Origin of the sequence: Arthrobacter sp. efr-133-TYG-104 (assembly GCF_030208915.1) — a bacterium.
Classification (GTDB): Bacteria; Actinomycetota; Actinomycetes; order Actinomycetales; family Micrococcaceae; genus Arthrobacter.
Genome location: NZ_JARVTA010000021.1, coordinates 58,667 through 83,174 on the forward strand (window position 1 = coordinate 58,667; position 24,508 = coordinate 83,174).

Here is a 24,508-nt window from a genome sequence, read left to right on the forward strand (position 1 = left end):
GGAAGGGGAGCGGATCACTCCAACTTTGCGTGGCGGATGTACTGGTAGACGGTCTCCCGGCTGATCCCGTAATCACGGGCCAGGAGGGTTTTTGGAACACCGGTGCCGGCGCGCTGAACGAGTTCCGCTGCCCGTTCCGGCGGGAGGGTCTTCTTCCGTCCTTTGTAGGCGCCTCGCCGTTTCGCGAGGGCGATGCCTTCCCGCTGGCGTTCCCTGATGAGGGAGCGTTCGAATTCGGCGAAGGCGCCCATGACGGAGAGCATGAGGTTGGCCATGGGGGAGTCCTCACCTGTGAAGACCAGGCTCTCCTTGACGAACTCCACCCGCACACCTTTGCGGGTGAGGCCTTGGACAAGGGCACGCAGGTCATCGAGGTTCCGCGCGAGCCGGTCCATACTGTGCACGACCACGGTGTCCCCATCCCGGGCGAACCGCAGCAACTCCGTAAGCGCCGGCCTGGAAGTGTCCCGGCCGGAGGCCTTGTCCGTGAAGACTCGGTCCAGAACCTGGCCTTCGAGCTGGCGTTTCTCATTCTGGTCAAGAGTGCTTACTCGGACGTACCCGATCCGTTGTCCTGCCACCGCCGCCTCCAACCGTCGTCCTTTCAGGTTGAGTCCTAAGCTCCTCTCAGAAGAAAGCCAGGACAAAGTGTCCCGGTCGTCTGGTTGGGGTGTACTCCAATGGCAGATGTTGGTGAGGCCCACCATGCTTCTATGTCCGACGGACGTTTCATCCGGGACCGCCTTGGACGGGAGGCCACGTGCGGCTTGCTCTCGTAGCCGCATCGTTGCCCGACAGTCACGTCGGCAGGCACAGACAAAAGGCCTGACAGGGTGAAGGATGTGAGGGGCGTGATCCTGACCGTTGGCTATGCTGGCACTTTCATGTCCATTGAACTCCTGGCAGCCTACGCCGACGTTATCTATCTGCCCCGGCCGCCACTACGACCCCTGACGTAGAGACTGTAGCTACACCGTTCCTGACCGACACGGCACCGGCACGGCTCCCCGCAATTTGTCCAAGCTCGTGGTGCCCGCGGGCCTGGTCGGCATCCTAGTGCGCTGATGGTGCCCATCTGCATGTCTGACATTCGATGCCGACAGGTGCAGCGGAGGGCGGACCGCCTACCTCACTGTTCCGCCGCTTCCTGCCCACGGTTTGGTGATCAGCTGTCGCTGCCCAGGTGAATGGTTACTACGGTCCCGGGCCCGGACGCCGGACCGATCTCCAGGCGGCCGCCGGCGGCCGCCGCTATCCGGGCACAGGTTGCCAAGCCCAGACCGGTTCCTGGCGGGTCGCCTTCCCTGTGTAAACGGACCAGCGGGTCCAGGACCCGTTCGCGGTCGGATTCGCTGATTCCCTTCCCGTTGTCGATCACCCGCACGGCCACACTCCCGTCTCTGCGTTGGCCTGTGACCCGTATGACCGGGGGAACGCCGGGCCGGCAGTAGGCGACGGAGTTATGGATCAGGTTCTGCAGCAATACCCTCATCTGAACGGGATCGGCACTGAAGCTCAAATCATCACAGTCCACCACGGCGCTGCTTGCCTCAAGGCTCGCGTCCAGATCCTGAAGGACCTCACTGACCAGGGCCGTGAGGGAAAGCGGGACCGGCCGGACATCTCCGCCGACGGTGGCATAAGCAAGGACGTCTTCGACCATGTCGAGCATCCTTTGCCCGGAACCGGCCACCACGTCCAGGTACTGGGCGATGTTCGCATCAGGAGTGTTCTGGGCCTCCGCCTGGCTCAGTTCGACGTAGCCAAGGATCGATGTCAGGGGATTGCGGAGGTCGTGGCTGATACGGCCGGCAAACTCGGCAAGTAAGGTGTTGCTGCGCTGCGCTTCGGTCAGCGCGCTGGCCAGTTCCCGCGCCCTGCGCTCCAGTGCTAGGGCTTCGACGACTTCTGCTGCCAGGATCTCCAGGCCCTGGCGTTGCCGGTCGCTGAGCTGGCCGGGTTCTCTTGCCCCGGCGCAGAGCGTGCCGAGGACAAACCCGTCGTCGCTGACCAGCGGCACCGAAGCGTAGAACCTGACCGCACCGCGGGTGCCGTCAACGTACGGGTTGGAGCTGTACCGGGGGTCAAGCGATGCATCCTCCAGGACCGTGGAGGTTCCGTTCAGGAAACCGACCGCGCACATGGAATCCTCGCGGCTGCACACGTACGGTTCCATCCCGGCACTTGCCACCTGATACTGCAAATCTTCGGTGATGATGTTAATCGCTGTCACGGGCTGGCCGCTCACCGTGCGGGCCAACTCCACCAGGTTCTGCAGGCGCTCCGAGGGCACCGGAACGGCGATCCGGAGCCCTGGCCCGGGAATAGGCAAACCCTTCCGGGACAGCACCGCGTCCCTGGCCAGCTCACCTACCCTCACCACTGGCGCACCGGCCGGGACGACCCAACACATCTCATGTCACCAGGGCTCAATACCGGTACTCGGGTTACGCACATTCAGCCATCCTGTCAGATGAACACCACCCCACCCCGTCACAAAACAGCCCGGTTCTGGAAGCACCTCCTCACCACCCACTCAAAACCGTAAACAGGACATGTCGGTCGGGCAGGGCGCGCCCTATCTCAAGGGGCATTCGTCGATGGCTCCGCCTCACCCCGAGCCGCCCGCCGGGCATCGGACGGCGCACGCGACATAGATCAACCAATGCTCAACAATGCTTCGACGATCTCTTATTTAACACCTGCCATCACGATCGGGATGGACGGCACCTGCCGGAACAACACATTCGAAGGCGACGTCGAGCTGAACATGCAACAGGGCCTGGCGCCCGAGAAAGTTCAAGACTGGTTTGAACCCTTCAACGGCGCCTTCGTCCACCCTACGTGCGGTGAAACTCTTCTTGAAGGCCGCCTCTGCCACGGCTTGAAAAGCCGATAAGCACCCTTCCGTAAGGTTACGGCCGCTTCGGCCCGGGTCTGACGGCCGCGCTGATGGGGGAGGGGGTTGGGCTAACCCCAGCTTGGCGTAGCGCAGGTACTGGTGGACCGCCTCTTTGCTGATCCTGTGATCGTGGGCAAGGAAGGCTTTCGGTACACCGCTGCCGGCGCATTGAGCTAGCTCGGTCGGTCGTTCCGGCGCTAGAAGCTGTAAGTCCTCCCGGGGGGCCAGCACCCGGCCGCTCACGCCGGGCCAGGAACCCCTGGATCTGTCTGTCTTGGGAAGGGACGGGATTTGCGAAGCCTGCCCGAGTGTTGAATGGACCGGGCCTTGCACCAGTGGCCCTCGTGGGGCCATTAAGTGGGGCCATAAACTTGCTCAGTTACTTAGCTCTCACGCGGCATGTCCGTAGAGTAAGTTGTCGACGAAGTGAAACGCTTAGTCAGAGCCTGCTCTGGTTCGCAATTGGAGAAGAGCGGGCGGCGAAGGCTCCTTAGCTCCCGAAGGAGGGAAGAACCTACGATGCCCGCTGCTACTCGGAACGCGCCGGCGCGCCGCACCGCCGGGATCGGTTTTGCCTTCATCGGGGTTCTGCTCATTGCCGTTAACCTTCGGGTGTCTTTTGTCAGCGTGGGACCGATCCTCGCGAATATCAGTAGTGACCTGGGCCTGTCCAGCGCGGCAGCGGGATTCCTCACGGGTCTTCCGCTCATTGCTTTCGCGGTCTTCTCACCCGTGGCGCCCCGTTTCGCTTCCCGCCTGGGTCTGGACCGCGCGCTATGGATGTCACTGTTGATCCTCGCCTTGGGCATCGTGCTCCGCTCCTTACCAGTGCCTGGCTTCATTTGGGCGGGCACGGCACTGATCGGCCTGGCTATCGCGTTTCTCAATGTCTTGGTCCCCTCACTGGTGAAGCGTGATTTTCCGACGAGGGTCAGCCGGGTCACTGGATTTTATACGGCCACGCAAGCCGCCTTTGCCGCTGTGGGGGCCGCCGTCGTCGTTCCGGTTGCACAGACGTCGCCGGAAGGGTGGCGGCTTGCCCTCGGGGTTTGGGTGGGTCTGGCCCTCATCGCCTTGGCCGTGCTCATGCCGTGGCTGCGCCGGCACGGGATAAGCACCACGCGTGGCACCGCGAGGGACCCCGCCTCCTACCGGTCGCCCTGGGCCTCCGCCTTGGGCTGGCAGGTGACGATCTTCATGGGACTGCAATCGGTCGCCTTTTACGTCCTGATGGCATGGCTCCCGACCATCGAACAAAGCCGCGGTGTCCCCGCTGCCACCGCTGGCATCCACCTTTCCGTTTTTCTGCTCATCAGCGTCTTTGCCAGCCTTGCCACAGGGGGAATCCTTCACCGGGGTTCGGACCAGCGGCTCGTATCCTTCACCAGTGCCGCGCTCACGTTCGTAACGTTTCTCGGGCTCGCACTCGCGCCGGACCTCATATTGCTGTGGGTCCTACTGGGGGCAATCGGGTGCGGGAGCCTCATTGTCATCGCCCTGTCTCTCTTCAGCCTGCGAACCGTGAATTACCCGCAGGCAGCGTCGCTATCGGGCATGGCGCAATCCGTGGGTTACGGACTAGGTGCAGCGGGCCCAGTCATCTTCGGTGGCCTTCGCGACCTAAGCGGAGACTGGGAACTTCCGCTGCTCCTCACGGCGGGCGTTATGGCGGTCCTTGCCGCGACGGGTGTGCTCGCCGGACGTAACTCGGTGATCAGCAGCCCAGCAAGATTCCACTAGGCTTCCTGAGCCTGAACTGGGTTCGCGACCGACCGGACATGCTTGGCACGAAGCTGGTGGCCTATGTCGGCGCAGTGAAAGAAGCCCAGGCTGTCCCACAACGGGTCGACGGGTAACAGAAGCCTGCGCAGGTCACGTCGGAGCCGGTGGGGGAGCGGTTTACTCCAGTTTGGTTTGACGCAGGTACTGGTAGACGGTTTCCCTGCTGATTCCGTAGTCGCGCGCAAGTAAGGCTTTCGGGACACCACTGCCCGCGCGCTCGACCAGCTCAGCGGCCCGTTCCGGTGTGAGGGTCTTTTTGCGGCCTTTGTAGGCGCCGCGCTGCTTTGCCAGGGCGATGCCTTCCTTTTGGCGTTCCCTGATGAGGGAGCGTTCGAATTCGGCGAAGGCACCCATCACGGAGAGCATGAGGTTGGCCATGGGGGAGTCCTCGCCGGTGAAGACCAGGCTCTCTTTGACGAACTCCACCCTTACGCCCTTGCGGGTGAGGCCTTGGACGAGGGCGCGCAAATCATCGAGGTTGCGCGCGAGCCGGTCCATGCTGTGCACCACCACGGTGTCGCCATCGCGGGCGAAACGCAACAGCTCGGTCAGTTCTGGCCTGGAAGTATCCCTGCCTGAGGCCTTGTCCATGAAGACCCGGTCCAGAACCTGGCCATCTAGCTGGCGTTTCTCGTTCTGGTCCACCGTGCTTACACGCACGCACCCGATCCGCTGTCCGGCCACTGTTCGCCTCCAACTTGAGCCCGTCAGGTTGAGTTCTAGGCCTGTCTCAGAAAGAAGTCAAGGCGAGCACGGCAACCTGTCAGATTGGGATGCGGGGAGCCTGACGATGAGCTCCAAGCCCTCATGGCGGACTGTTGCGGATGTTCGCTACTACAGAGGATGGAGACATCGGAATGCCTTTGCTCTCTCTAGAGCGACGTACAGCCGTAGGCTGCGAAAACAGATGCGACCGCGAATTCGGTGAGGACCAGGGGAGGCCAGCGCGCCGACGCGGAATCGATCCGTTATCGGCGAGCGTCCGCGGCGTCTGGCGATCGAAACCTGCTAAATCATTGCGGGGTGACTCTTCCGTGATGTCCGGAGCCTCGCTGCCGCAGCATTGTTGTCCCGCTTCTTTGCGTGTGCTGGAAAGTCAGGCACCCAAGTGTCCGGTGAGACGGCGGTGGAAGCCGGTGCTGCGTTCATCGAGGCCTTCGATTGCCACCGTGGCGCCGTGGTCGGCGTACTTGGTTTCGATGGAGTCAAGGGCGGCGACGGTTGAGGCGTCCCAGATCTGGGCGCTGCTGAGATCGATGGTCACCGAGGCGGGGTCGTCGGCATAGGCGAAATGCTCCACCAGGTCATTGCTGCTCCCGAAGAACAGTGGTCCCACCACCGCATAGCGGACGCTTTCGCCGTCGCCGGCCACGGTCCGCTCAACGCTGATGACGTGGGCCACCCGGCGGGCGAACAGCACCATCGCCAGGATGACGCCCACCAGGACGCCGTAGGCCAGGTTTCCCGTAAAGACCACGACGGCGACGGTGACACCCATGACCGTCGTCTCCGGGATGGGCATCCTCTTCAGGGTGGATGGTTTGACGCTGTGCCAGTCCACGGTGGTAACGGCGACCACCATCATGACCGCGGCGAGGGCCACCATGGGGATCTGTCCCATCATCGAGCTGAGCCCCGTCACCAGGGCCAGCAGGAACAGCCCGGCCACGAAGGTCGAAATACGGGTGCGGGCCTGGCCGGTCTTCACGTTGAGCACCGTCTGGCCGATCATGGCGCAACCCGCAATGCCGCCGTAGAAACCGGCGAAGATGTTTGAGACACCCAGGGCCCAGGATTCGCGGCCCTTGTGCGAGGGGGTGCCGGTGATGTCGTCAACGAGTTTCGCCGTGAGCAGGGTTTCCATGAGGCCGACGAACGCCACGCTCAGCGCGGTGGGAAAAATCAACTGGAAGGTGGCAAGGTCAAGCGGAACAAGGAAAAGGGTGAGCCCGGGCAGCTTGCCCGTGAGCGGGCCCTCGTCCGCGACATTCGGAACGGTGAGTCCGGCGAGAATGACGATTGCGGTGACGACGACGATGGCCACCAGCGGCGACGGGAGCACCTTGGTGAGGCGCGGCAGGATGAAAATGATCGCAAAGGTTAGAGCGAACAGGACGTAGGCGAGCCCCGGGACATTGAAGACGTGGGGCACCTGCGCCATGAAGATCAGCACACCCAGGGCGTTGACGAACCCGATCATCACCGACCGCGGAATGAACCGCATGAGGCGGGCCAGGCCGGCAAGGCCAAAAGCTACCTGGATCACGCCCGCGAGGAGCACGGCTGGCAGGACATATCGGACACCGTGCCCATGCACCAGCGGGGCGATCACCAGGGCCACGGAACCGGCTGCCGCAGTAACGACGCCCGGCCTTCCGCCCAGGATGGACATCGCCAGGGCCAGCACGATGGAGGCGACGAGGCTCACCATGGGGTCCACCCCGGCGACGATCGAGAAGGAGATGACTTCCGGTACGAGTGCGAGGGTGGTGACCATTCCGGCCAGGACCTCGCGGCTGAGTTGCCGCGGGGAGTGCAAGGCCGTAAGGACGGTGACGGCTTGCCTGATTGGTCGGGTACGGTCGGCGACGGACAAAGAGCGACTCCAGGGGAATTGGCCCTCTTTTGAAGAGAGCGGTTTGCAACGTTTCTGCGCCGCGCTGCACCCGTCAAGCCTCCCATGAAAGAACATTGGGGCTGGAGAACGGATGCGCCAGGGACTCGCGGCTGCAGAGTGAGCCGAGTTGGTGACGTAGAGTTCTCCACCGGCTAGGCGGGGCATTACGCGCGACATGAAGACCTCTTGGTCGTTGGCTGCGTGTGGTAACCACCAAACGAAGAGGTCTTCACGTATTCACGATGTAACGAACGTCCTGACTCCTACAGCTAGTTTGCCATCAGTTCAGGGGCGATTACCCGTCACTTCTGCATTCGAGGCTAACCAGCGAGGCCGGGCGTGGCTGTGCTCGGGGACACGGTCGCGGCCGTAAGAACTGCGGTCTCCTGCTCGCCCTGCTGGACCTCGTCGAGTTCCTTGAGTGTGTAATTTTTGGTCTCCTTGGCGGTGAGGGCTGAGATTCCTGCCAGGACCATGAACCCGAGCGCGACCATGGACGGCCCAACCCAATCTTTCAGATCGGGGCCAGCGAGTGCTGTCGAGAGAACGGGGCCGATGACGCCCGAGATGGCGAAGCCGATCTGGGTGCCCAGGGCGAGTCCGGAGACGCGCAGCCGGCCGGGGAACATCTCTGCGAAGAACGAGGGCCAGGACGCGTTCACCATTGAGTAGAAGAGGGAGTAGTTGATGATGCCAAACAGGAAGATCAGCGACCAGTTGCCGGTCGTGATTGACCATAGGTAGGGCACCATTGTGATGCCCGCGCCGCCCGTTGCGATGAGGAACATCGTTTTGCGGCCGATCTTGTCCACAAGGAATCCTGCCAGGGGCGTGATTCCGAGGGCGATCACTGCCGAGACTGTGGTCGTCAGGAGCATGGTCGGCTTATCGAGCTTGTATCCGGCGGTCCCGAATGCTACCGAGAAGGTTTGCATCATGTAGCTTGTGCCCGCGATGAGCGCACAGAATACGATCCGCAGCACCGCGCGCCAGTGGAAGCGCAGAAGGTGCCTGAGGGGGGCGACGTTCACCCGGGCGGCCTGGACCTTTACGAACTCGGGCGGCTCTTGGATGTGGCGGCGGATCAGGTACGCAGCGACGACTACGACGGCGGAGGCCCAGAACGGAAGCCGCCAACCCCAGGTCAGCAACTGCTCCGAGGGCATGGCCGCGACAGGGATGAAGACCAGCAGGGTGAGCAGCGTGCCCGAGGAGGAGCCCAAGGTGGTGAAGCTTGCGAGGAAACCGCGTCGGCCCTCGGAAGCATGTTCCAGGCTCATGGTGATGGCACTGGGCTGCTCGCCGGAAAGGCACAGTCCTTGGATGACCCGGATCAGCACGAGCAGGATCGGAGCCAGAGGACCGATTTGGGCGTACGTGGGGAGGCACCCGATAAGGAAGGTGCAGCCGCCGATGCCGAACAGTGTGATCATCATGACGAATTTGCGACCGCGGCGGTCACCCATTGGCCCGAGGATGAGAGAGCCGAGGGGGCGTACCGCGTAGCCGACCGCGAAGGTGATCATGGCAAGCAGCACGCTGATGCCTTGGGGAAGCTTGGGCGAGAAGAAGAGGACGTTCAGAATCAACGCGGACGAGGTGCCATACACCGCGAAGTCGTAGTACTCCAGCGTGGTGCCGATCCAGGCCGCGACTGCGGCCCTGACCGGGGTCTTCCTGGGAAGTGTGGTTTCTGTCATTTCGTCTCCGGTGGCGGTGGGTGAACGGCGGCCTGCGCCTACACGTGGGCTGGAAAAAGATCTCGATTGAGAGCGCCTTATTGGTACTGCTGCGGGCTCCCCGGTAGGACATCGTGTGTTTCTACGGCTTAGCGCGCTGGCCTCAGACATCACGTTAACGTTTATGGCGCGGGTCACACAAAGACAGCTTTTTTGTCCCTACATAGCGATTTCCTATGGAGGATCTCGTTGAGTAGGGAGGCGTTGCACGCCGGAAGTTCAACGCGGAGCGGGGACTCCGCGGAGCTGTCCCTCCAACCCGGGGTAAGTAAGTGGCCTACACCCGGCTGCGGCAGCAGGGCAGCGCGGCCAGGCACGCAGCTCATCCGGGCTTGCGGCAAGCCGGTCTACGGTGTGCGCCACCATCTGTGACTTGCGCTGTCTACGGGACTGGTAAACGAGCGTGCACCCTGTTGATACACAACCCGCGGGCTTCGGTTGTTCGCGGCATAAGTCCTCTAGCCAAGGGGCGAAGACGACTGGCAGCGGACCAGCCGGGACGGATCATCCTGGCTAGGTCACGCGCAATCTTACGCCCCTTGTCATTTTGCGGATTTCGTCGGGCTTGAGGCCGCTTGCCCCGGCAAGTTGGTAGTCGTCCAGCAGCCCGGATTTCCTGGCCAGGGCGAGTACCTGCCTACGTTCCTCTTCTACGGCGGTCCGGGCGCCTTCTGCCGCTGCCCGCTCCGAAGCCAGTCCTGCAATGAGGTGAAGATGGCCGCTCCGGCTTTGGCCCGACGGATACAGCTCCCCTCGGGCCGCCGCGGCCGACCGGATACTGGCGGCAGGCAGGCCGGCGGCCTGCGCGAGGGCGGCGACCTTCACGCCGTCGCACAGTGCCTGGGCAACGTAGTCACCGAGCTCGGCGTTGAGGGCACGCACCCGGCTGGAGCGGAGGGCGAGGGCCGTCCGCAGCTGGGCCAGCGTGGCCAGGGATTGTTGGGCGCGGGCAGTGGCGGGGTCCGGCTTCGGCGCGCCCCGGTACCGGTAGGCGGCCCTACCGGTCCTGCCCGTCCGGGTCTCCGGTGTCCGCGGAAGTATCCGTTCCTGAATCTCTCTGCCGGGCACCCCTGCTCCTTGTCTTTCGTTGGTGCTTCAGTGTCAGCGCGCTTCCGGACAGTGGGGGCATCTTTCCGCGGTGCGCCCCGATGGCGTGGGAGGAACGTCGCGGGGGGTCCGTGCTTTCTTGGGTCCGTTGTCCATCCCGCAGGTTACGCCTATGGCGAGCCGGGACGGCAATACCGAAAGTGCGTGGGGCGATACGCGAAAGTTCTGGCTGCTCGGTCATAAGAGCTGCTTATCTGTCCACGCACTTTAGGTCTTATCCAAGAGGGGCGTTCCTTCCCTAGGCTCGGATGAACCACCCTCATAGCTCCGGAACCCTGGAAGAGACCATGCCTGAATTCGTGCCCGCATTACGCGTAACCCGTATCAAGTCCTCACCCAGCGTTGCCGCGGCGGCACGTGTTCGGGAGCTCAAGGCCGAGGGCCGTCGGATCCTGGACCTGACCGTCGGAGAGCCGGATTTTGATACACCGCAGCATGTCAAGGACGCCGCCATCGCTGCCATCGGCCGCGGCGAAACCAAGTACACATCGGTTACCGGCACGCCCGAACTGCAAAAGGCGATTCTGCAGGCCCTGAAGCGCAAGACCGGCCAGCAGTACACGCCCGCCGAGATCACGATCGGAGGCGGTGGGAAGCAGGTTATTTTCACCGCATTCATGGCCACCATGGACCAGGGCGACGAGGTCGTCATCCCGGCACCGTACTGGGTCTCCTACCCGGACATGGTGCTCGCCAACGAAGGCACCCCAGTCATTGTTCCCTGCGGCGAGGACACTGACTTCAAACTCACCCCTGAGGCACTGGCCGGGGCACTAACGGACCGCACCAAGTGGGTCATCCTCAACACGCCCTCCAACCCCACCGGAGCGGTGTACTCCCGGGAAGAACTGGCCGGCCTGGCCGCCGTCCTCAGGGAGCACCCCGCTGTCCACGTCCTCACTGATGAGATCTACGATGAGATCCACTTCGGCGAAGAGCACATCACCAGTCTGGTGACCGTTGCCCCTGAGCTCAAGAACCGTGTGCTGGTCACGAATGGCGTTTCCAAGGCCTATGCCATGACGGGCTGGCGGCTGGGCTATGCCGGGGGACCTGCACCGCTGGTTGCGGCCATCAACAAACTGCAGTCCCAGATGTCGTCCTGCCCGTCCTCCATCAGCCAGGCCGCTGCCGCCGCGGCACTGACCGGGGATCAGGCATTCGTCCGTGAAAGCGTGGACGTGTACCGTGAACGCCGCGATAGTGCAGTGGCGGGACTCAACGCCGTCAAGGGCCTGCAATGCACGACGCCGGAGGGCGCCTTTTACGCCTACGTCAACTGCGCCGGGGTCATCGGCAAAACGACTCCCGGGGGCCGGCAGATCACCAACGACGAGGACTTCACCCTCTACCTTCTGGAAGCAGCGTCTGTTGCCGTCATCCAAGGTTCGGCCTATGGACTGAGCCCCTACTTCCGGATTTCCTACGCCACCGGGTTGCCGGTGATCGAGGAATCCATTGCCGCCATCGAAAAGGCCGTCCAGGCACTGTCCTGATTTCCCTTCCCCTTTGAACAACAGGAGCACCCATGATCCACGTCAAAACGAAATTCGACCGGCCCTCAGAGGACGCCATCCAGCGTCTGGCCAAATTCTCGTCCGCCACAGTGCACGAAGCACAGGGCCGCAAAGGTGCCCTGAGCTCGAAGATCAAGCCCATCGACCGCGGCATGACCTTTTGCGGGCCCGCCGTCACCGTGGTCTGTGCGCCGCGGGACAACCTGATGCTGCAAGTGGCCATCCACTATGCGCAGAAGGGTGACGTTGTCCTGGTAGCAGCCGGCGAGTATGAAGAGGCCGGCACGTTCGGTGACGTTCTGGGCAACGCCATGAAGGCGAAAGGCCTGGCCGGTATGGTCACGGACTCCGGTGTCCGTGACACCAAGGACCTGATCGAACTTGGATTGCCCGTGTTCTCAGGCAGTGTCTGTATCAAGGGCACCGTGAAGGAAACGATCGGCCCCATCAACCACCCCCTGGTGTTCGGCGATGAGATTGTCTACCCGGGCGATGTCCTCCTGGGGGACGCCGACGGTGTGGTGGTGGTCCGCAAGGACGAGATCGAGGAAGTCATCAAGCTGTCGCAGGCACGCGTGGACGCGGAAGACGACCTCATTCGCCGCTACAAGGATGGGGGCACCACCATCGAGTTGTGCAAACTGACGGACGTGCTGAAGGCCAAGGGCCTGCTGGTGGAGGACGCCGAACTGGAGCCATCCCTGTAGTCACCCCTCGCATCGATTGCCGGGTACTTGTCGTTTTGACCCCTTCCTAGTAACGGCAGGTACCGGCATTTGACGCGGTTAAGCCAAGAGGCCCGGCGTTCCTTTCGGAACTCCGGGCCTTGCCTCTTGCCGTTTTGAGTCGATGAGCCGATCAGTTCATGCCGGGCAGCAGGTGCGCCGTCGGTCCCGCCTGGGCGTCGTCGAGGTACCACATGGTGGAGCCGCGCCTGCCCGGGGGCATCATGCTTCCCTCGAACACGAAGACGGGCTCGGTGGCGGGCCCGTCTTCGGGACGCCAGAAGCCGTTGGCTGGGCAATGCGAACCGGTGCTGGCTTTCAGCTGGATTCTTCCTTCAGTTGCCTTCCGGTACTGCGTGCTGGTGATCTTTTTCATGGCGGGGCTCCAGGGGGATTTTGTTGCCGGGGTTTCGCGTTGGCGAAACCTTTATGGTCTTTATCCTAGAACTTACGCAATTCCCTGAATAAGACTGAAGCGGAGTGACCTGATAAGCCCTGCTTATGATGCCTCGAACGGTGCGGTGGGGAGCGGAGAATATTTACTCCGGAGTATCTCCTGCAGCATTTCCTTGAGTACCAGCAGGACGGCGGACGCGGCTTCGGATAGGGGCTCATGGTCGGGCGTGCATAAGGCAATCCTGCACTGCAGTGCAGGCTCGACGATTCTCAGGACCCGGAAGTCCTCCTCATGGAACAGGGCATCCGCCGCTGACTTGGGCAGGATGGTCGCTCCGAGGTCCGTGCGCAGCAGCCGGGTGAGGGAGGGGACCGATTCCACCTCGCCCACCAGCTTCAGTTTCAGGCCCTTGCTGTCGATGCCCGCCTGGACCACCTGGCGAAGGGTATGGATCTGTTCCGGCAGGAAGAGGCCCACGGCAGCCACCTCGTCCAGGGTGATGGTGTCCGCGTCGGCGGTAACGGGCAGCTCCCGGCGGGAGTTAACAATCAGGTACAGGTCCTCGACGATGAGGGTGGTGAACTGCACCCCTCGGACGGGGCCAGGCTCATAGATGAGTGCCATGTCCAACCGGCCGTTCTTGATGGCCTCGCTGAGCACGCCGCCATATATCTCCGTCAGGTGCAGCACGATGTCCGGGTATCGGCGGCCCACTTCACTGATGATCCGGGGAGTGAGGCTTGAGGCCATGCTGTACGGGGCGATCGCTATGGAGACGCGGCCCGAAGGCGCAGCTCCTGACGCTGCCACATCCATCCTGGCTTGCTCCACGAGTCGCAGGATGGTCTGCGCGTGCCGGTACAGCGTGTGGCCGGCGGCCGTAGGCTCCACTCCCTGCTTGCTCCGGATCAGGAGCCGCTGTTTCAGCTCCGTTTCCAGGGCTGACACCTGCTGGCTTAGCGCGGGTTGGGCCACGTGGAGGGCGGCGGCCGCTTTGGTGATGCTTCCTGAGTCGACAATCTTGACGAAGTACGCCAGCTTACGGGTGTCCATAGCGCTCCTCTTTTCCAGCGGGGATGGCACAGCATGCGGGGTCATACGTTGGCGCTATGGCGGGACAGGCATTACGTCTTTGTGTGATCCGAGTCTCGGGCATAGGTTAGTTGCAGATGACTTTCCAATGACCAAGACATTCTATCCCCGCCTAGCCATCGCCGATTTTGATGGCGGCATATGTTTTTTGCATAAGTGAGGGAAGGGTTTATTGTTCGGCACGATTTTTGCAGTTACGAATCGAGAACTGAAAACATCTTTGGGATTGGTGCCAATAACGTTTTCACGGTCGTAACTGTTCCCTATAGGGGATATAACATTCGTTTTTGTGTGGTTCAAATTCCGATGCCACGCTCATTTAGACCCGCAGTACCCGGTATAGAAAGGCCCCTAATGCGCACAGTCGATCTCGTAGCGGATCTTGGTGAAGGTTTTGGTGCCTACTCGATCGGTGACGACAAAGCCCTGCTGGAGATCGTGTCCAGCGCCAACATCGCGTGCGGCTTCCATGCAGGGGACCCCGACATCATGGACTCCACTGTGGCTGAATGCGTCAGGAAGGGAGTCAGCATAGGCGCCCATCCAAGCTTCCCGGATCTCCGCGGCTTCGGCCGCCGGGCCATGGACCTCACCGCTGATGAAGTCCGCAATGACGTCATCTACCAGCTGGGAGCCCTCTCAGGGTTTGCCACCTACCACGGGGGTTCCGTCTCCCACTTGGCCCCGCATGGCCGTCTCGGAAACCTGGTGGCGACACGCGCCGACTATGCCGGAGCCGTAGCCGATGCCGCCGTGCGGGTGGATCCGGCCCTGATCATCCTGGCGCAGGACGGTGAACTCGCCACCGCCGCGAAAGAGCGCGGCCTGCGGGTTGCCATCGTCGGCATCGCGGACCGGGCCTACCAGGATGACGGCACACTGGTGCCGCGCAGCCGGCCCGGCGCTGTGATCCACGACCCCTCCGTCATCGTCCAGCGCACCGTGCGGATGGTCTGTGACGGACTGATCGAGACTGCCTCCGGCAGGGACATAGCTATCCAGGCAGACACTGTGCTGTTGCATGGCGACAACCCGGGCGCCGTCGATCTCGCCCGCCTGATCCGCAGCGAACTGATCGCCGCGGGCGTCACCATCGCACCGCTGGCGCAGGTCCTCGCCGCAAAGCAAAAGATTTCCTGACCATGGCGATCCCAACGACGACCAGCCGGACAAGACTAGACATCTATGAGTCCGGTGACGCCGCCCTGCGCGTGGTGGCACAGTCCAGTGACGCGGAAACCAACTGGACCACGGTCCACTCCCTGGCGGGCTGGCTGGCCACCGCCGACGTTGATGGCCTGCGTGGCGCCGTTCCCACCTACGACTCGGTCCTGGTCGAATTTGACCCCTACCTCACCTCCGCGCGTCAGGTCCGGGCGTTCGTCCTCCTGGCAATGCGCCAATTGGACTTTGTCGGCACCACCCTGCGCGAGCCGCGCCGCTTCGACGTGCCCGTGGTTTACGGCGGCGACTATGGGCCCGACCTGGAGCGCGTTGCGGAGCACCAAGGCCTGGGCGTTGAGGACGTCATCGCCCGGCACACCGCCAAGACCTACGTCATTCGCTGCCTCGGGGCGCCGGCAGGATCTCCCATGATGGACGGACCGGACTTCCCCGTGCCGGTACCCAGGCTCAAGGACCCGCGGTTGTCGGTTCCCGCCGGTGCCGTATCCGTGGCAGGCCGCCAGGCCGTGATCGCCCCAGCCGTGGCCCCGGGCGGCTGGTGCGTCATCGGGCAGACGCCATTAACAGTCCTGGACGCAGCACGCGAACCTCTGGTGCCTTACGTCCCCGGCGACGAACTGCGCTTCTACCGGATTCCGGCAGATGACTTCGGAAGCTTCGCCGGGCAGTTCTTGGAGGCGCGGCCATGACCGGTTCCCTGATCATCCTGCAGCCGGGCCATTCCGTGGTCACGGACCTGGGCCGGACGAGGGGCCCCGCCTACGGACTCCCTGTCAACGGCGCCTTGGACCAGTATTCCGCCAAGGCCGCGAACATCCTCGCCGGCAACGACGACAACGACGCCCTACTCGAGCTCACGGCGCTGGACTTCCGGATGCGTGCCACCACGGACGTGCTGATCGCCGTCACCGGTGCACCCCTTGACCTCACGGTGGGTGGACGCGAGTGCCCGCAATGGGAGCCGGTGTCCGTCCGTGCCGGCGAAGTCGTGGCCGTACGGGGAATCCGGACCGGGCTCCGCGCCTACATCGCCGTCCATGGATCCTTCACGGTCCCCAGCCTGCTCGGCAGCTGCGCCCCTGACACCGTCGTGGGGTTCGGACTGAAGCTCGCAGAAGGCTTCCCCCTTGAAACACGGAAGACCACAGCTCCCATCACCCAACCGCACTTTGGCCTGCCGCTGTTCCGGCTGGGCCTCACCAAACCCGCCTTCACCACCAACCTGGTCATCGATGTCACCGACGGTCCGGACGTGGCGGAATTCGGAGAAACGGCAGACCTGCTGTTCACCACGCAGTACACCGTGAGCCCCCGCAGCAACCACATCGGTCTCCGGCTCGGTGGGGCCCTTCCCGAACGCCAGCTCACATCCGAAGTCCTCTCCCGCGGCGTTCCGGTTGGGGCCATCGAGGTCCCGTCCCGGGAGGAGCTGCTGGTGCTGCATCGGGGACGCGGCGTAACGGCGGGCTACCCCGTCCTGGCGGTGGTCACGAGCCGCTCCCTGGACCTCCTGGCCCAAGCCAGGCCAGGACACACCGTCAGCTTCAGAAAGACAACCGTGGCGGAAGCAACGGCTACCCACCGGACAGCCTGCCTGGAACTGGACAGGCTCCGGAACACCATCAACACAGTCTTCGGCCTCCTTGGCATCGGCGCTGGCCAGCGCTGGTACGAACTCAGCCCAGCGTCCGGAGCCTGAACCACATGAATGCTTCTCCCACCGCCAAGCTCCGCGCCCACACGAACCACCACGCGATCCCTACCCCTGCCAACCCCCCGCTACTACGTCCAGCCCCATAGCCGGACGCACGAGCCCGCCCGACTTCCACCACTTTTGGAGTACCAATGCCCTTTTCCGACTACACCACCGCCCTCGTCACCGGAGCTTCTACCGGCATGGGTGCTGCCATCGCCGAACGACTGGCCAAGCGCGGCCTCACGGTCCACGCGGTGGCCCGCAACGAGGAACGCCTCACCGAGCTTGCCGACCGGACGGGAGCAGTCCCGCACGTGGTGGACCTGACCGACACCACCGCGCTGGCCGCCGTCGTCCGTGACCTGAAAGTGGATGTCCTGGTCAACTGCGCGGGAGTCTCCCGGCCGGGCAACATCCTGGATTCCTCGGCGCAGGACATCGACGAACTGGTGGACGTGAACCTGCGCGGCCTGCTGCAGCTCACCCGGCTGGTGCTGCCAGGCATGGTGGAGCGGGACCTCGGCCACGTGGTGAACATCAGCTCCATCGCCGGGACCTACAACTTCTACGGCCACACGGCCTACCACGCCACCAAGGCCGCGGTGCACCAAATCTCCCGGCAGCTCCGGAACGACACCGTGGGCAAGCGCATCCGCGTCACCGAAATCTGCCCCGGCAGGGTGGAAACCGAGATCTTCGGCCGGAATATGGGCGGCAGCCCTGAAGCCATGGAAGAAGCCTGGCAAACGTACTACGAAGGCTACGAGTCGCTGACCACCGACGACATCGTCAACGCCTTGGACTACGCCATCGAGACCCCGCGGCACGTCAATGTCGGCATGCTTGAACTCATGCCCACGTTCCAGGTGCCTGGCGGCCTGACCTTCGACCGCCGGGGGAACTCCGACTAAAACCGCGCCCGACACCCAAACCCGGGGAACTACCTTCCCACCGCCAACCGATAGGCCCTCACGATGCAATTAGTACGAACCGTCAGTTTCCCGGACTCCCGGCTCCTGGCCGATCTCTCCCCGCTTCCCGGCGGCCTCCGCGGCGTGGTGTGGGACATGAAGGACGAGCCGGCAGAGGAACTGGGTGGCATCGACGGCGTCATCCTCCCGTACATCGACGCAGGGGCAGTGCTGGGTTCGCTGGGTAAGGTCCCGGACCTTAAATTCGTGCAAACACAGTCAACAGGGTACGACGGCGTCCGCGAGGCCGCCGGCCCGGGCGCAGCAGTGGCAAACGCCTCGGGCGTCCACGCAGCCGCCACCGCCGAGCTGGCCGTGGGGCTCATTCTGGCCAAGCTTCGGGGCATCGACCAGGCCGTCAAGAACCAGCAGATTGAAAGCTGGAAACCGCAGCGCCGCCAGTCCCTGGCCGATCGCAAGGTCCTGCTGCTGGGCATCGGCGGAATCGGCAAGGAACTCGCCCGGCGCCTGGAACCCTTCGAAGTCGCCATCACCCGGGTGGGAAGCACGGCCCGCACGGACGCGGACGGACAAGTCCACGGCCCAGAGGATCTGGTAGCCCTGGCCGCGGACCACGACATCCTGGTCTCCGTCCTGCCCCTGAACGACAACACCCACCACCTGGTGGGCCGGGACGTCCTGGCCGCCCTGCCCGACGGCGCCCTGGTGGTAAACGTGGGCCGCGGCGCCGTGGTGGACACCGACGCCCTGACCCGGGAAGTGGTATCCGGCCGCCTGCAATGCGCCATCGACGTCGTCGACCCCGAACCGCTGCCCGCAGGCCACCCGCTGTGGTCCGCGGAGAACGCACTCATCACCCCCCACATTGGCGGCAATGCCTCGGCCTTCGAACCACGGATCCTGAAACTCCTGAAGCAGCAGCTCGAGGCGCTGGCCACCAGCCAAAGCCCGGCCAACCTTGTCCAGAAGGGACCGTTCGCATGAGCGCGCTTTTTGATTTGACCGGCCGGGTTGCCCTGGTGACGGGTTCCAGCAGGGGTATCGGTTCGGCGTTGGCACGGGCCTTGGCCGACGCCGGAGCAACGGTAGTGCTCAACGGCATCAACGAGGAACGTCTCAAGGACGCAGCCGCTGCCATGGCAGCGGATTTCCCGCCTGGCCGGATCCACAGCATTGCCTTCGACGTGACCGACGACGGCGCTGCCGCCCGCAGCATCCGCTGGATTGAAGAGAACGTCGGCCCGCTGGAGATCCTGGTCAACAACGCCGGAATCCAGCACCGCGTCCCGATGCTGGACCTGGACGTGGCTGACTGGGAGCGCGTCCTCTCCACGGACCTGACCAGCGCCTTCCTGGTGGGCCGCGAAGCTGCCCGGCACATGATCGAACGGGGCCGGGGCAAGATCATTAACATCTGCTCTGTCCAGACCGACCTGGCCCGGCCCACCATCGCCCCCTACATCGCGGCGAAGGGAGGGCTGCGGAACCTCACCCGCGCCATGACCGCCGAATGGGCGGCCTCCGGGCTGCAGATCAACGCGATCGCGCCGGGCTACATCCACACCGAAATGACGCAGAACCTGGTCGATGATGAGGAGTTCAATTCCTGGATCCTCGGCAGGACCCCTGCCCACCGCTGGGGCACCGTGGAGGACCTGGCCGGACCGGTGGTGTGGCTGGCCTCGGATGGCTCCAACTTCGTGAACGGACAGACCATCTTCATCGATGGCGGAATGACGGTGGTGGTCTGATGGCCCTGAATGCTGACCTGACGGCAGAGCTGGAAGAACTGCCCGCCACCGGCCCGGCGCTGGTGGCTCACGGCGCTGGCGACCTGCGGATCGAGGAGGTCCCGCTGCCCCAACCGGCAGCCCATGAAGCGGTGGTGGAGGTCCGCTACGGCGGGATCTGCGGCTCTGACCTGCACTATTGGCTGCACGGCGCGGCCGGGGAGTCCATCCTGAAGGCCCCACTGGTGCTGGGCCACGAAATTTCCGGCACAGTGGTTCGTGCCGCTGCCGACGGGTCGGGACCACAGGCCGGGACCGCCATCGCAGTCCACCCCGCCACACCCGGCCCAGGCGCGGCCAAGTATCCCGCGGACCGGCCCAACCTCTCCCCGGGCTGCACCTACCTTGGCAGCGCTGCCCGCTACCCGCACACGGACGGCGCGTTCAGCCGGTACGTCACCCTCCCGGCGCGGATGCTGCGGCCCCTTCCCGACAGCATTGACCTGCGCACGGCGGCCCTGATCGAACCCACGTCCGTGGCCTGGCATGCCGTGTCCCGGGCCGGTGACGTCCGCGGCAAGACTGCGCTGGTGATCGGGTCCGGACCCATCGGCGCCCTGACCGTCGCCGTCCTCAAGCGCGCAGGCGCCGCCCGGATCACCGCCGTCGACCTGCACCCCAAGCCGCTGGAGATCGCCACAGCCGTCGGCGCGGATGAGGTGATCAACGCCGCGGACACCCCGGCCATCGCCGCCGTCGAGGCCGACGTCGTGATCGAGTCCTCCGGAAGCCACCACGGCCTCGCTTCCGCCATCAACGGCGCGGTACGCGGCGGAACAGTGGTGATGGTGGGCCTGCTGCCCACCGGCATGCAGCCGGTGCCCATCTCACTGGCCATCACCCGCGAACTGGACCTCAAAGGCTCCTTCCGCTTCAACGACGAAATAGACCAGGTGATCGCCGCCCTCGCAGACGGCTCCCTGCACATCGAGCCCGTCATCACCCACGAGTACCCCCTATCCGACGCCCTGCACGCCTTCGAGACCGCCAAAGACTCCACCACCTCAAGCAAAGTCCTCCTCAGCTTCGGCAAACCGGGGGATGCCCAGTGAGCGGGCATCTGCCTCCTTTGGTAGTGATGGGTGTGTCCGGCTGCGGAAAGTCCACCGTCGGCGCCCTCCTGGGGCAGCGGCTGGGCATGCCGTTCTTTGACGGGGATGATTTCCACCCTGCAGCCAACAAGCAAAAGATGGCCGCCGGGGATCCGCTGACGGACACGGATCGAGAGCCGTGGCTAGCCCGGCTAGGGGAGTTACTGGCTGGACGGGCCGAGGGCGGTACGACAGTTCCGCCGATTGTTGCCTGCTCCGCGCTGAAACGCCGGTACCGGGACCTCCTTCGCAGCTATGCACCGGATGTTGTCTTCGTCCACCTCGCCGGCACTGCGGCAACAATCGGCGCACGGATGGACGCCCGTTCCCACGAGTTCATGCCGCGCGCACTGCTGGACTCCCAGTTCACCGCGCTGGAAGACTTGGAGGCGGACGAGGCCCATGTGCTCGGCGACATCACGCAGCCGCTTAACCTTCTTGTGGAGTCACTCGAGCTGAAGCTGAAGCCCGCTGATGCAGTCATGACCGGGGCCGAACGTGTCGCTTCCGGAAGTCCCCCACCTGCGTGAAGCAGGAGAGGGTTTCCTCCCCGGCTCAAGCCGCGGAACCCGCGCCACAGGACACATAACCCGCCTCTGTCGGGACTGGACCAGCTGACGCGAACGGTTCACCGCGGAAAATCATTTCGCGCCGCTCCGCCTGGTCAACGGCGACATTCCGGAAACCCTGGGTGCCCCGGCGGGAATACAAGGACCGAGCCCCTTCTCGAGCCTCTCTCCTGCCTGTAGGGCGCGCCGATAATTGTGATTCCGTAAAGCCAGTGAACAGTTATGCACTACGGTGCGAGAAGGCCCGGGGGTAGAAAAGGCCATCCTGTTCTGGGTGGCCCGCCGGCGCTGGCCTTCCTTAGTCCTTGATTCACATTGAATCAAGGGCGTAGACTCGGAGCGAGGGAAGGGGAGTGGTCATGATTGTCATGGATAACGACATTGCGGCCCTGCATCGCGGGGCTTTGCAGCGCCAGGCACGGCAGCGGGTGGATCTGCTGGATGAGCTGCGGGCGGTGCACAACGCGTCGGCCCGGGGGATGAACCAGCGCGACATCGCTGACGTTCTCGTGACCAGCCAGGCGAAGGTTCACCGGATGCTGAAGGCCATCGAACGACGCCCGGACGTTCTCTCGGCCAACCAACCTGAAGAGCTCATTCTGCGCGCGTTCGCTTACGACACGCCCCGGGAAGTCCTTCTCGAGAAGCTGAAGTCGATGGATTACACCGACGGTGAAGACGCCCCGTACCCGCACGAAGGGCGGATCCCCGGCACATGGGATCAGGTCGTGGGCGCCTTCGCGCAGGAACTGATGGATGAGTCCGAGTTCAATGAGGTCAGGGCGGCCGTTGGCCGCGGATAGGGATACGGTTCACGCTGCACTTACCGATCTCTACGCCGCGGGCAATGATCTGGAGAAAGCCCCGGACCTGCTGCTGGCCTACTTTGATGATGCGGCCGTGGTCCGCTTGGCGAGGGCGTTCATGGGCCGGCAGCACGACGTGGTCGCAGGAGGCCGCGCCGTCGTCGTAGCTGCTGGTCCGCCCGGTGCAGGCAAAACGGAAGCGTTGAAGACATTGGACCTGCGCGGTTACCGCCTTATCGACCCGGACGATGCCAAGGACATGATCCTTGACGAGGCCGAACGCCACGGCCTGCTGAGCTACCGGCACAACTACACCCTGCCCGATGGGAGACCCGGTAGGGGTGCGGGAGTTGGCCTCCCACGTCCACGCGATCTCGAGCAGGACAACGAACCTGGTGAGGCAGTTGGCTATGGCCGCGGGTGAGAATGTCATCATTGACGGCACCCTGTCTTGGGAGAAGCTGCCCGCCCAGTACATCGATGAGTTGTTCATGTCGCGGTACGAAGAAGTCGACGTAGTCGATGTCGAAACGCACCGGACCAGCGCGATCGAACGCGCCCGACACCGATGGTGGACGGGCAGGCTGCATGATCTGGCCATGGGTGGCAGGTTCGTCCCGGACACCGTCATCGACCACTGCTACCAAACGGATACGGAATCCGTCTGTGCTGCCAACGCGCTGAAATTGGCGCAACTGGCCGCTGACGCCGTCGGCCGCGGCACCCTGCGACGGTTCGGCGTCGACCAGGCAACCGGCGAAGTCCACGCCAGCACCGTTACCACCTTCGAGTAGGACAGCCTCGATAACAAACGCCGGAGTCAGTCTTAAGTGAATTTCCGACTTCCCTGACAGCCGGTCGTGATGTCCTCAGATCCAACCCTGACAGTCCGGGGGGAGTAAGGAACACCCAGGGAAACCCGAGAACAGGAAATCAGCTTAAGCAACTTGCTTGAGATGAGTCCGCTCCGGTGCATTGGGTGGCCATGACACACGTTATGACCGGGGCCAACGTCTGAGAACAAGAGCCAGCCCCGGCCACAGACCAAGTCCACCCACGTCAAGAGGCTCGGACGTCAGGTTGGGGTGTGCCCTTGTTGAACAGACAATGTTGCAGCTGGACCGGTAGGCACCTTGATGCAAGACAGAGATTATCGAAAAACTTGGGGACTCCCTGGATGCCTTTGGTAGAAACTCTCCAACGGCTCAGTGCTAACGTCTCATCGAATCCGTCGTCGTTGGTGCTTCACCTCGAGGACGCGGTTGTGCGGTAACGCGTGGACCCGATCAATGCCGACAATAAGATTCTGGCGGATAACGCGCGAGGAACCTGTTTGCCTTTCGCGGTCTTACTGGACCGCTCCCGGTTGTAGCAGAGAATTACGTCCGAATGGTGCGCCCAACCGAGCCCTGACATACCCTGTCATCGGTTGGTATCGGTGCTGGCGGCCCTTCGGCGAGGAGGTGCGGGCATGGATAATCGTGACTGTGACCGCTTCTTCCCTCATCGCCTTCGTTGGACTCTGCCTGATCCTGTCGCTTACGCCCGGACCAGACACGTTCCTGGTGCTGCGCTTTGCCCTCATCCGGCCCGGGGCCGGGATCGCTGCCGGGCTGGTTCGGCGGTTCCTTCCCTTGCGTGGGCGGCCCTAGTCGGCGTCGGTCTGGCGGCGATCCTGGAGCAACCCGCAGAGGTGTTCCGCTGGCTCAAGATCGCGGGTGGCGTCTACCTGCTGTACTTAGGTATTTCCTCCTTCCTGAAGACGTGGAATGCGGCAAAACGCACGTTGGAAACCAGGGAGGAGGACGATGCCTCTCAGCGCAGCAACGCGGCCGGTTTTGCCGCAGGGGCACTGTCCACTTTGCTCAACCCCAAGGTTGGCCTCTTTTACTTGGCGATCGTTCGCAGTTCATCCCACAGGGAAGCGACATGTCGATCACCTCGATGATTCTCGGTTCGATGGAAGCTGTCATCAGCATCAGGGTGTCATCCGTCATGGTCGGCGCGACACGCCTCACAGCCTTGGCCCGGTCAGTCGAATCCATGATCTGCAACGGCGATCTTCGCGGCGGAGCCTCTGTACGGGTTCTGATTTCACTTCAAGGCCGGGCCACGATCGCTGAACTTCAGGCCGGGTATCTGAGGCTCCGTCGCTGATGGTGGCGTCTGTGCTGCTCGGCGATGGAATGACCCGTTCCGGCGAGTGTCAGGTTCTCACTGCATCTGCGGCAACTGCTGCCGGTAGATCCACTATGTAGGGCGTGCCGTAGGAGGCCGAGGACGCGACAGCTTCAAGCCAGGTGGTGGGCGGCGACTTCACGCCACGGGCCGCGAAGGCCGAACGCCGGCTCGCCATGATGGTCTCCAGGCTCTTACCCTGTGCGCCCTTCGCGACATCGAAGATAGCAAGCTGTAGCTGCAGCTTCGTGTCGGCTTCGGGGTCCTTGCTGGAAGGATTGTTCGCGGCTGCGTTGTTCGGGGCTGCTTTGTTCGGGTCGATGTTCATGGGTTTCCTTTCGGTCATTCTTCGCCGTCTGGTGCCGTTGTCTGGGGACAGCCGG

27 protein-coding genes are annotated in these 24,508 nt (G+C 63.5%); 18 read left to right on the forward strand and 9 right to left on the reverse strand.

What is annotated here, in order from left to right:
• Positions 1-14: 14 nt before the first annotated feature.
• A complete protein-coding gene (locus QRN04_RS14765) occupies positions 15-581 on the reverse strand; it encodes a recombinase family protein (RefSeq protein WP_284976778.1) in 567 nt (188 codons plus the stop codon).
• A 584-nt stretch (positions 582-1,165) separates the two neighbouring features.
• Positions 1,166-2,413, reverse strand: a complete 1,248-nt coding sequence (locus tag QRN04_RS14770; RefSeq protein WP_284976779.1) for a GAF domain-containing sensor histidine kinase — start codon at positions 2,411-2,413, stop codon at positions 1,166-1,168.
• Positions 2,414-2,665: 252 nt separating this feature from the next.
• Here QRN04_RS14770 and QRN04_RS14775 point away from each other — a divergent pair, with 252 nt between their 5' ends.
• Together QRN04_RS14775 and QRN04_RS14780 are read left to right on the forward strand one after the other, a co-directional pair.
• Positions 2,666-2,899, forward strand: a complete 234-nt coding sequence (locus tag QRN04_RS14775; RefSeq protein WP_284976780.1) for a hypothetical protein — start codon at positions 2,666-2,668, stop codon at positions 2,897-2,899.
• A gap of 522 nt (positions 2,900-3,421) precedes the next feature.
• A complete protein-coding gene (locus QRN04_RS14780) occupies positions 3,422-4,642 on the forward strand; it encodes an MFS transporter (RefSeq protein ID WP_284976781.1) in 1,221 nt (406 codons plus the stop codon).
• A 159-nt stretch (positions 4,643-4,801) separates the two neighbouring features.
• On the opposite strand, the gene QRN04_RS14785 is transcribed toward QRN04_RS14780, so the two are convergent.
• The 4 genes from QRN04_RS14785 to QRN04_RS14800 all read right to left on the reverse strand — a co-directional run bounded on the left by QRN04_RS14785 (position 4,802) and on the right by QRN04_RS14800 (position 10,108).
• A complete protein-coding gene (locus tag QRN04_RS14785; protein ID WP_284976782.1) occupies positions 4,802-5,368 on the reverse strand; it encodes a recombinase family protein in 567 nt (188 codons plus the stop codon).
• A gap of 412 nt (positions 5,369-5,780) precedes the next feature.
• Positions 5,781-7,280 (reverse strand): SulP family inorganic anion transporter, encoded by a 1,500-nt coding sequence (locus QRN04_RS14790; protein WP_284976783.1) that lies wholly within the window; start codon positions 7,278-7,280, stop codon positions 5,781-5,783.
• 341 nt (positions 7,281-7,621) lie between these two features.
• Positions 7,622-9,001, reverse strand: coding sequence for an MFS transporter (locus QRN04_RS14795; protein ID WP_284976784.1), 1,380 nt, complete (start codon positions 8,999-9,001; stop codon positions 7,622-7,624).
• A gap of 552 nt (positions 9,002-9,553) precedes the next feature.
• Entirely contained in the window at positions 9,554-10,108 is a 555-nt protein-coding gene (locus tag QRN04_RS14800; protein WP_284976785.1) for a hypothetical protein, read from the reverse strand.
• 326 nt (positions 10,109-10,434) lie between these two features.
• On the opposite strand from QRN04_RS14800, the gene QRN04_RS14805 reads away from it, so the two are divergent.
• Positions 10,435-11,643 (forward strand): aspartate transaminase, encoded by a 1,209-nt coding sequence (locus QRN04_RS14805; RefSeq protein WP_284976786.1) that lies wholly within the window; start codon positions 10,435-10,437, stop codon positions 11,641-11,643.
• A gap of 32 nt (positions 11,644-11,675) precedes the next feature.
• Positions 11,676-12,371 carry a 4-carboxy-4-hydroxy-2-oxoadipate aldolase/oxaloacetate decarboxylase gene (locus QRN04_RS14810; protein ID WP_284976787.1) on the forward strand — a complete coding sequence of 232 codons (696 nt, stop codon included), beginning with the start codon at positions 11,676-11,678 and terminating at the stop codon, positions 12,369-12,371.
• A 151-nt stretch (positions 12,372-12,522) separates the two neighbouring features.
• Here QRN04_RS14810 and QRN04_RS14815 read toward each other — a convergent pair whose 3' ends face one another.
• Both QRN04_RS14815 and nac read right to left on the reverse strand, forming a co-directional pair.
• A complete protein-coding gene (locus tag QRN04_RS14815; protein WP_284976788.1) occupies positions 12,523-12,765 on the reverse strand; it encodes a hypothetical protein in 243 nt (80 codons plus the stop codon).
• A gap of 123 nt (positions 12,766-12,888) precedes the next feature.
• Complete coding sequence (gene nac, locus QRN04_RS14820; protein WP_284976789.1) at positions 12,889-13,839, reverse strand: nitrogen assimilation transcriptional regulator NAC; 951 nt, start codon at positions 13,837-13,839, stop codon at positions 12,889-12,891.
• Positions 13,840-14,232: 393 nt separating this feature from the next.
• Between nac and QRN04_RS14825 the strand changes: the two genes are divergently transcribed.
• The 14 genes from QRN04_RS14825 to QRN04_RS14890 all read left to right on the forward strand — a co-directional run bounded on the left by QRN04_RS14825 (position 14,233) and on the right by QRN04_RS14890 (position 24,104).
• Positions 14,233-15,018, forward strand: coding sequence for a LamB/YcsF family protein (locus QRN04_RS14825; protein ID WP_284976790.1), 786 nt, complete (start codon positions 14,233-14,235; stop codon positions 15,016-15,018).
• A gap of 2 nt (positions 15,019-15,020) precedes the next feature.
• Positions 15,021-15,752 (forward strand): 5-oxoprolinase subunit B family protein, encoded by a 732-nt coding sequence (locus QRN04_RS14830; RefSeq protein WP_284976791.1) that lies wholly within the window; start codon positions 15,021-15,023, stop codon positions 15,750-15,752.
• Entirely contained in the window at positions 15,749-16,762 is a 1,014-nt protein-coding gene (locus QRN04_RS14835) for a 5-oxoprolinase subunit C family protein (RefSeq protein WP_284976792.1), read from the forward strand. The genes QRN04_RS14830 and QRN04_RS14835 overlap by 4 nt, the downstream gene beginning before the upstream one ends.
• Before the next feature lie 146 nt (positions 16,763-16,908).
• A complete protein-coding gene (locus QRN04_RS14840) occupies positions 16,909-17,670 on the forward strand; it encodes an SDR family oxidoreductase (protein ID WP_284976793.1) in 762 nt (253 codons plus the stop codon).
• Between the two features lie 63 nt (positions 17,671-17,733).
• The gene (locus QRN04_RS14845; RefSeq protein WP_284976794.1) at positions 17,734-18,675 is read left to right on the forward strand and encodes a 2-hydroxyacid dehydrogenase; all 942 of its coding nucleotides are present in this window, start codon (positions 17,734-17,736) and stop codon (positions 18,673-18,675) included.
• On the forward strand, positions 18,672-19,442 hold the full coding sequence (locus tag QRN04_RS14850) for an SDR family oxidoreductase (RefSeq protein WP_284976795.1): 771 nt from the start codon (positions 18,672-18,674) through the stop codon (positions 19,440-19,442). The genes QRN04_RS14845 and QRN04_RS14850 overlap by 4 nt, the downstream gene beginning before the upstream one ends.
• On the forward strand, positions 19,442-20,533 hold the full coding sequence (locus QRN04_RS14855) for an L-idonate 5-dehydrogenase (protein ID WP_284976796.1): 1,092 nt from the start codon (positions 19,442-19,444) through the stop codon (positions 20,531-20,533). Before QRN04_RS14850 ends, QRN04_RS14855 begins: the two co-directional genes overlap by 1 nt.
• Positions 20,530-21,102 carry a gluconokinase gene (locus QRN04_RS14860; protein WP_284976797.1) on the forward strand — a complete coding sequence of 191 codons (573 nt, stop codon included), beginning with the start codon at positions 20,530-20,532 and terminating at the stop codon, positions 21,100-21,102. Before QRN04_RS14855 ends, QRN04_RS14860 begins: the two co-directional genes overlap by 4 nt.
• A gap of 398 nt (positions 21,103-21,500) precedes the next feature.
• Entirely contained in the window at positions 21,501-21,944 is a 444-nt protein-coding gene (locus QRN04_RS14865; protein WP_284976798.1) for a hypothetical protein, read from the forward strand.
• The gene (locus QRN04_RS14870; RefSeq protein ID WP_284976799.1) at positions 21,898-22,371 is read left to right on the forward strand and encodes a hypothetical protein; all 474 of its coding nucleotides are present in this window, start codon (positions 21,898-21,900) and stop codon (positions 22,369-22,371) included. The genes QRN04_RS14865 and QRN04_RS14870 overlap by 47 nt, the downstream gene beginning before the upstream one ends.
• Positions 22,271-22,741, forward strand: coding sequence for a zeta toxin family protein (locus QRN04_RS14875; protein WP_284976800.1), 471 nt, complete (start codon positions 22,271-22,273; stop codon positions 22,739-22,741). The genes QRN04_RS14870 and QRN04_RS14875 overlap by 101 nt, the downstream gene beginning before the upstream one ends.
• A 687-nt stretch (positions 22,742-23,428) precedes the next feature.
• Positions 23,429-23,599 (forward strand): hypothetical protein, encoded by a 171-nt coding sequence (locus QRN04_RS14880; RefSeq protein ID WP_284976829.1) that lies wholly within the window; start codon positions 23,429-23,431, stop codon positions 23,597-23,599.
• Between the two features lie 20 nt (positions 23,600-23,619).
• Positions 23,620-23,895 carry a LysE family translocator gene (locus tag QRN04_RS14885; RefSeq protein ID WP_284976828.1) on the forward strand — a complete coding sequence of 92 codons (276 nt, stop codon included), beginning with the start codon at positions 23,620-23,622 and terminating at the stop codon, positions 23,893-23,895.
• Positions 23,877-24,104, forward strand: a complete 228-nt coding sequence (locus QRN04_RS14890) for a hypothetical protein (protein ID WP_284976801.1) — start codon at positions 23,877-23,879, stop codon at positions 24,102-24,104. Before QRN04_RS14885 ends, QRN04_RS14890 begins: the two co-directional genes overlap by 19 nt.
• Positions 24,105-24,153: 49 nt before the next feature.
• Here QRN04_RS14890 and QRN04_RS14895 read toward each other — a convergent pair whose 3' ends face one another.
• Positions 24,154-24,453, reverse strand: coding sequence for a hypothetical protein (locus QRN04_RS14895; protein WP_284976802.1), 300 nt, complete (start codon positions 24,451-24,453; stop codon positions 24,154-24,156).
• Positions 24,454-24,508 lie beyond the last annotated feature (55 nt).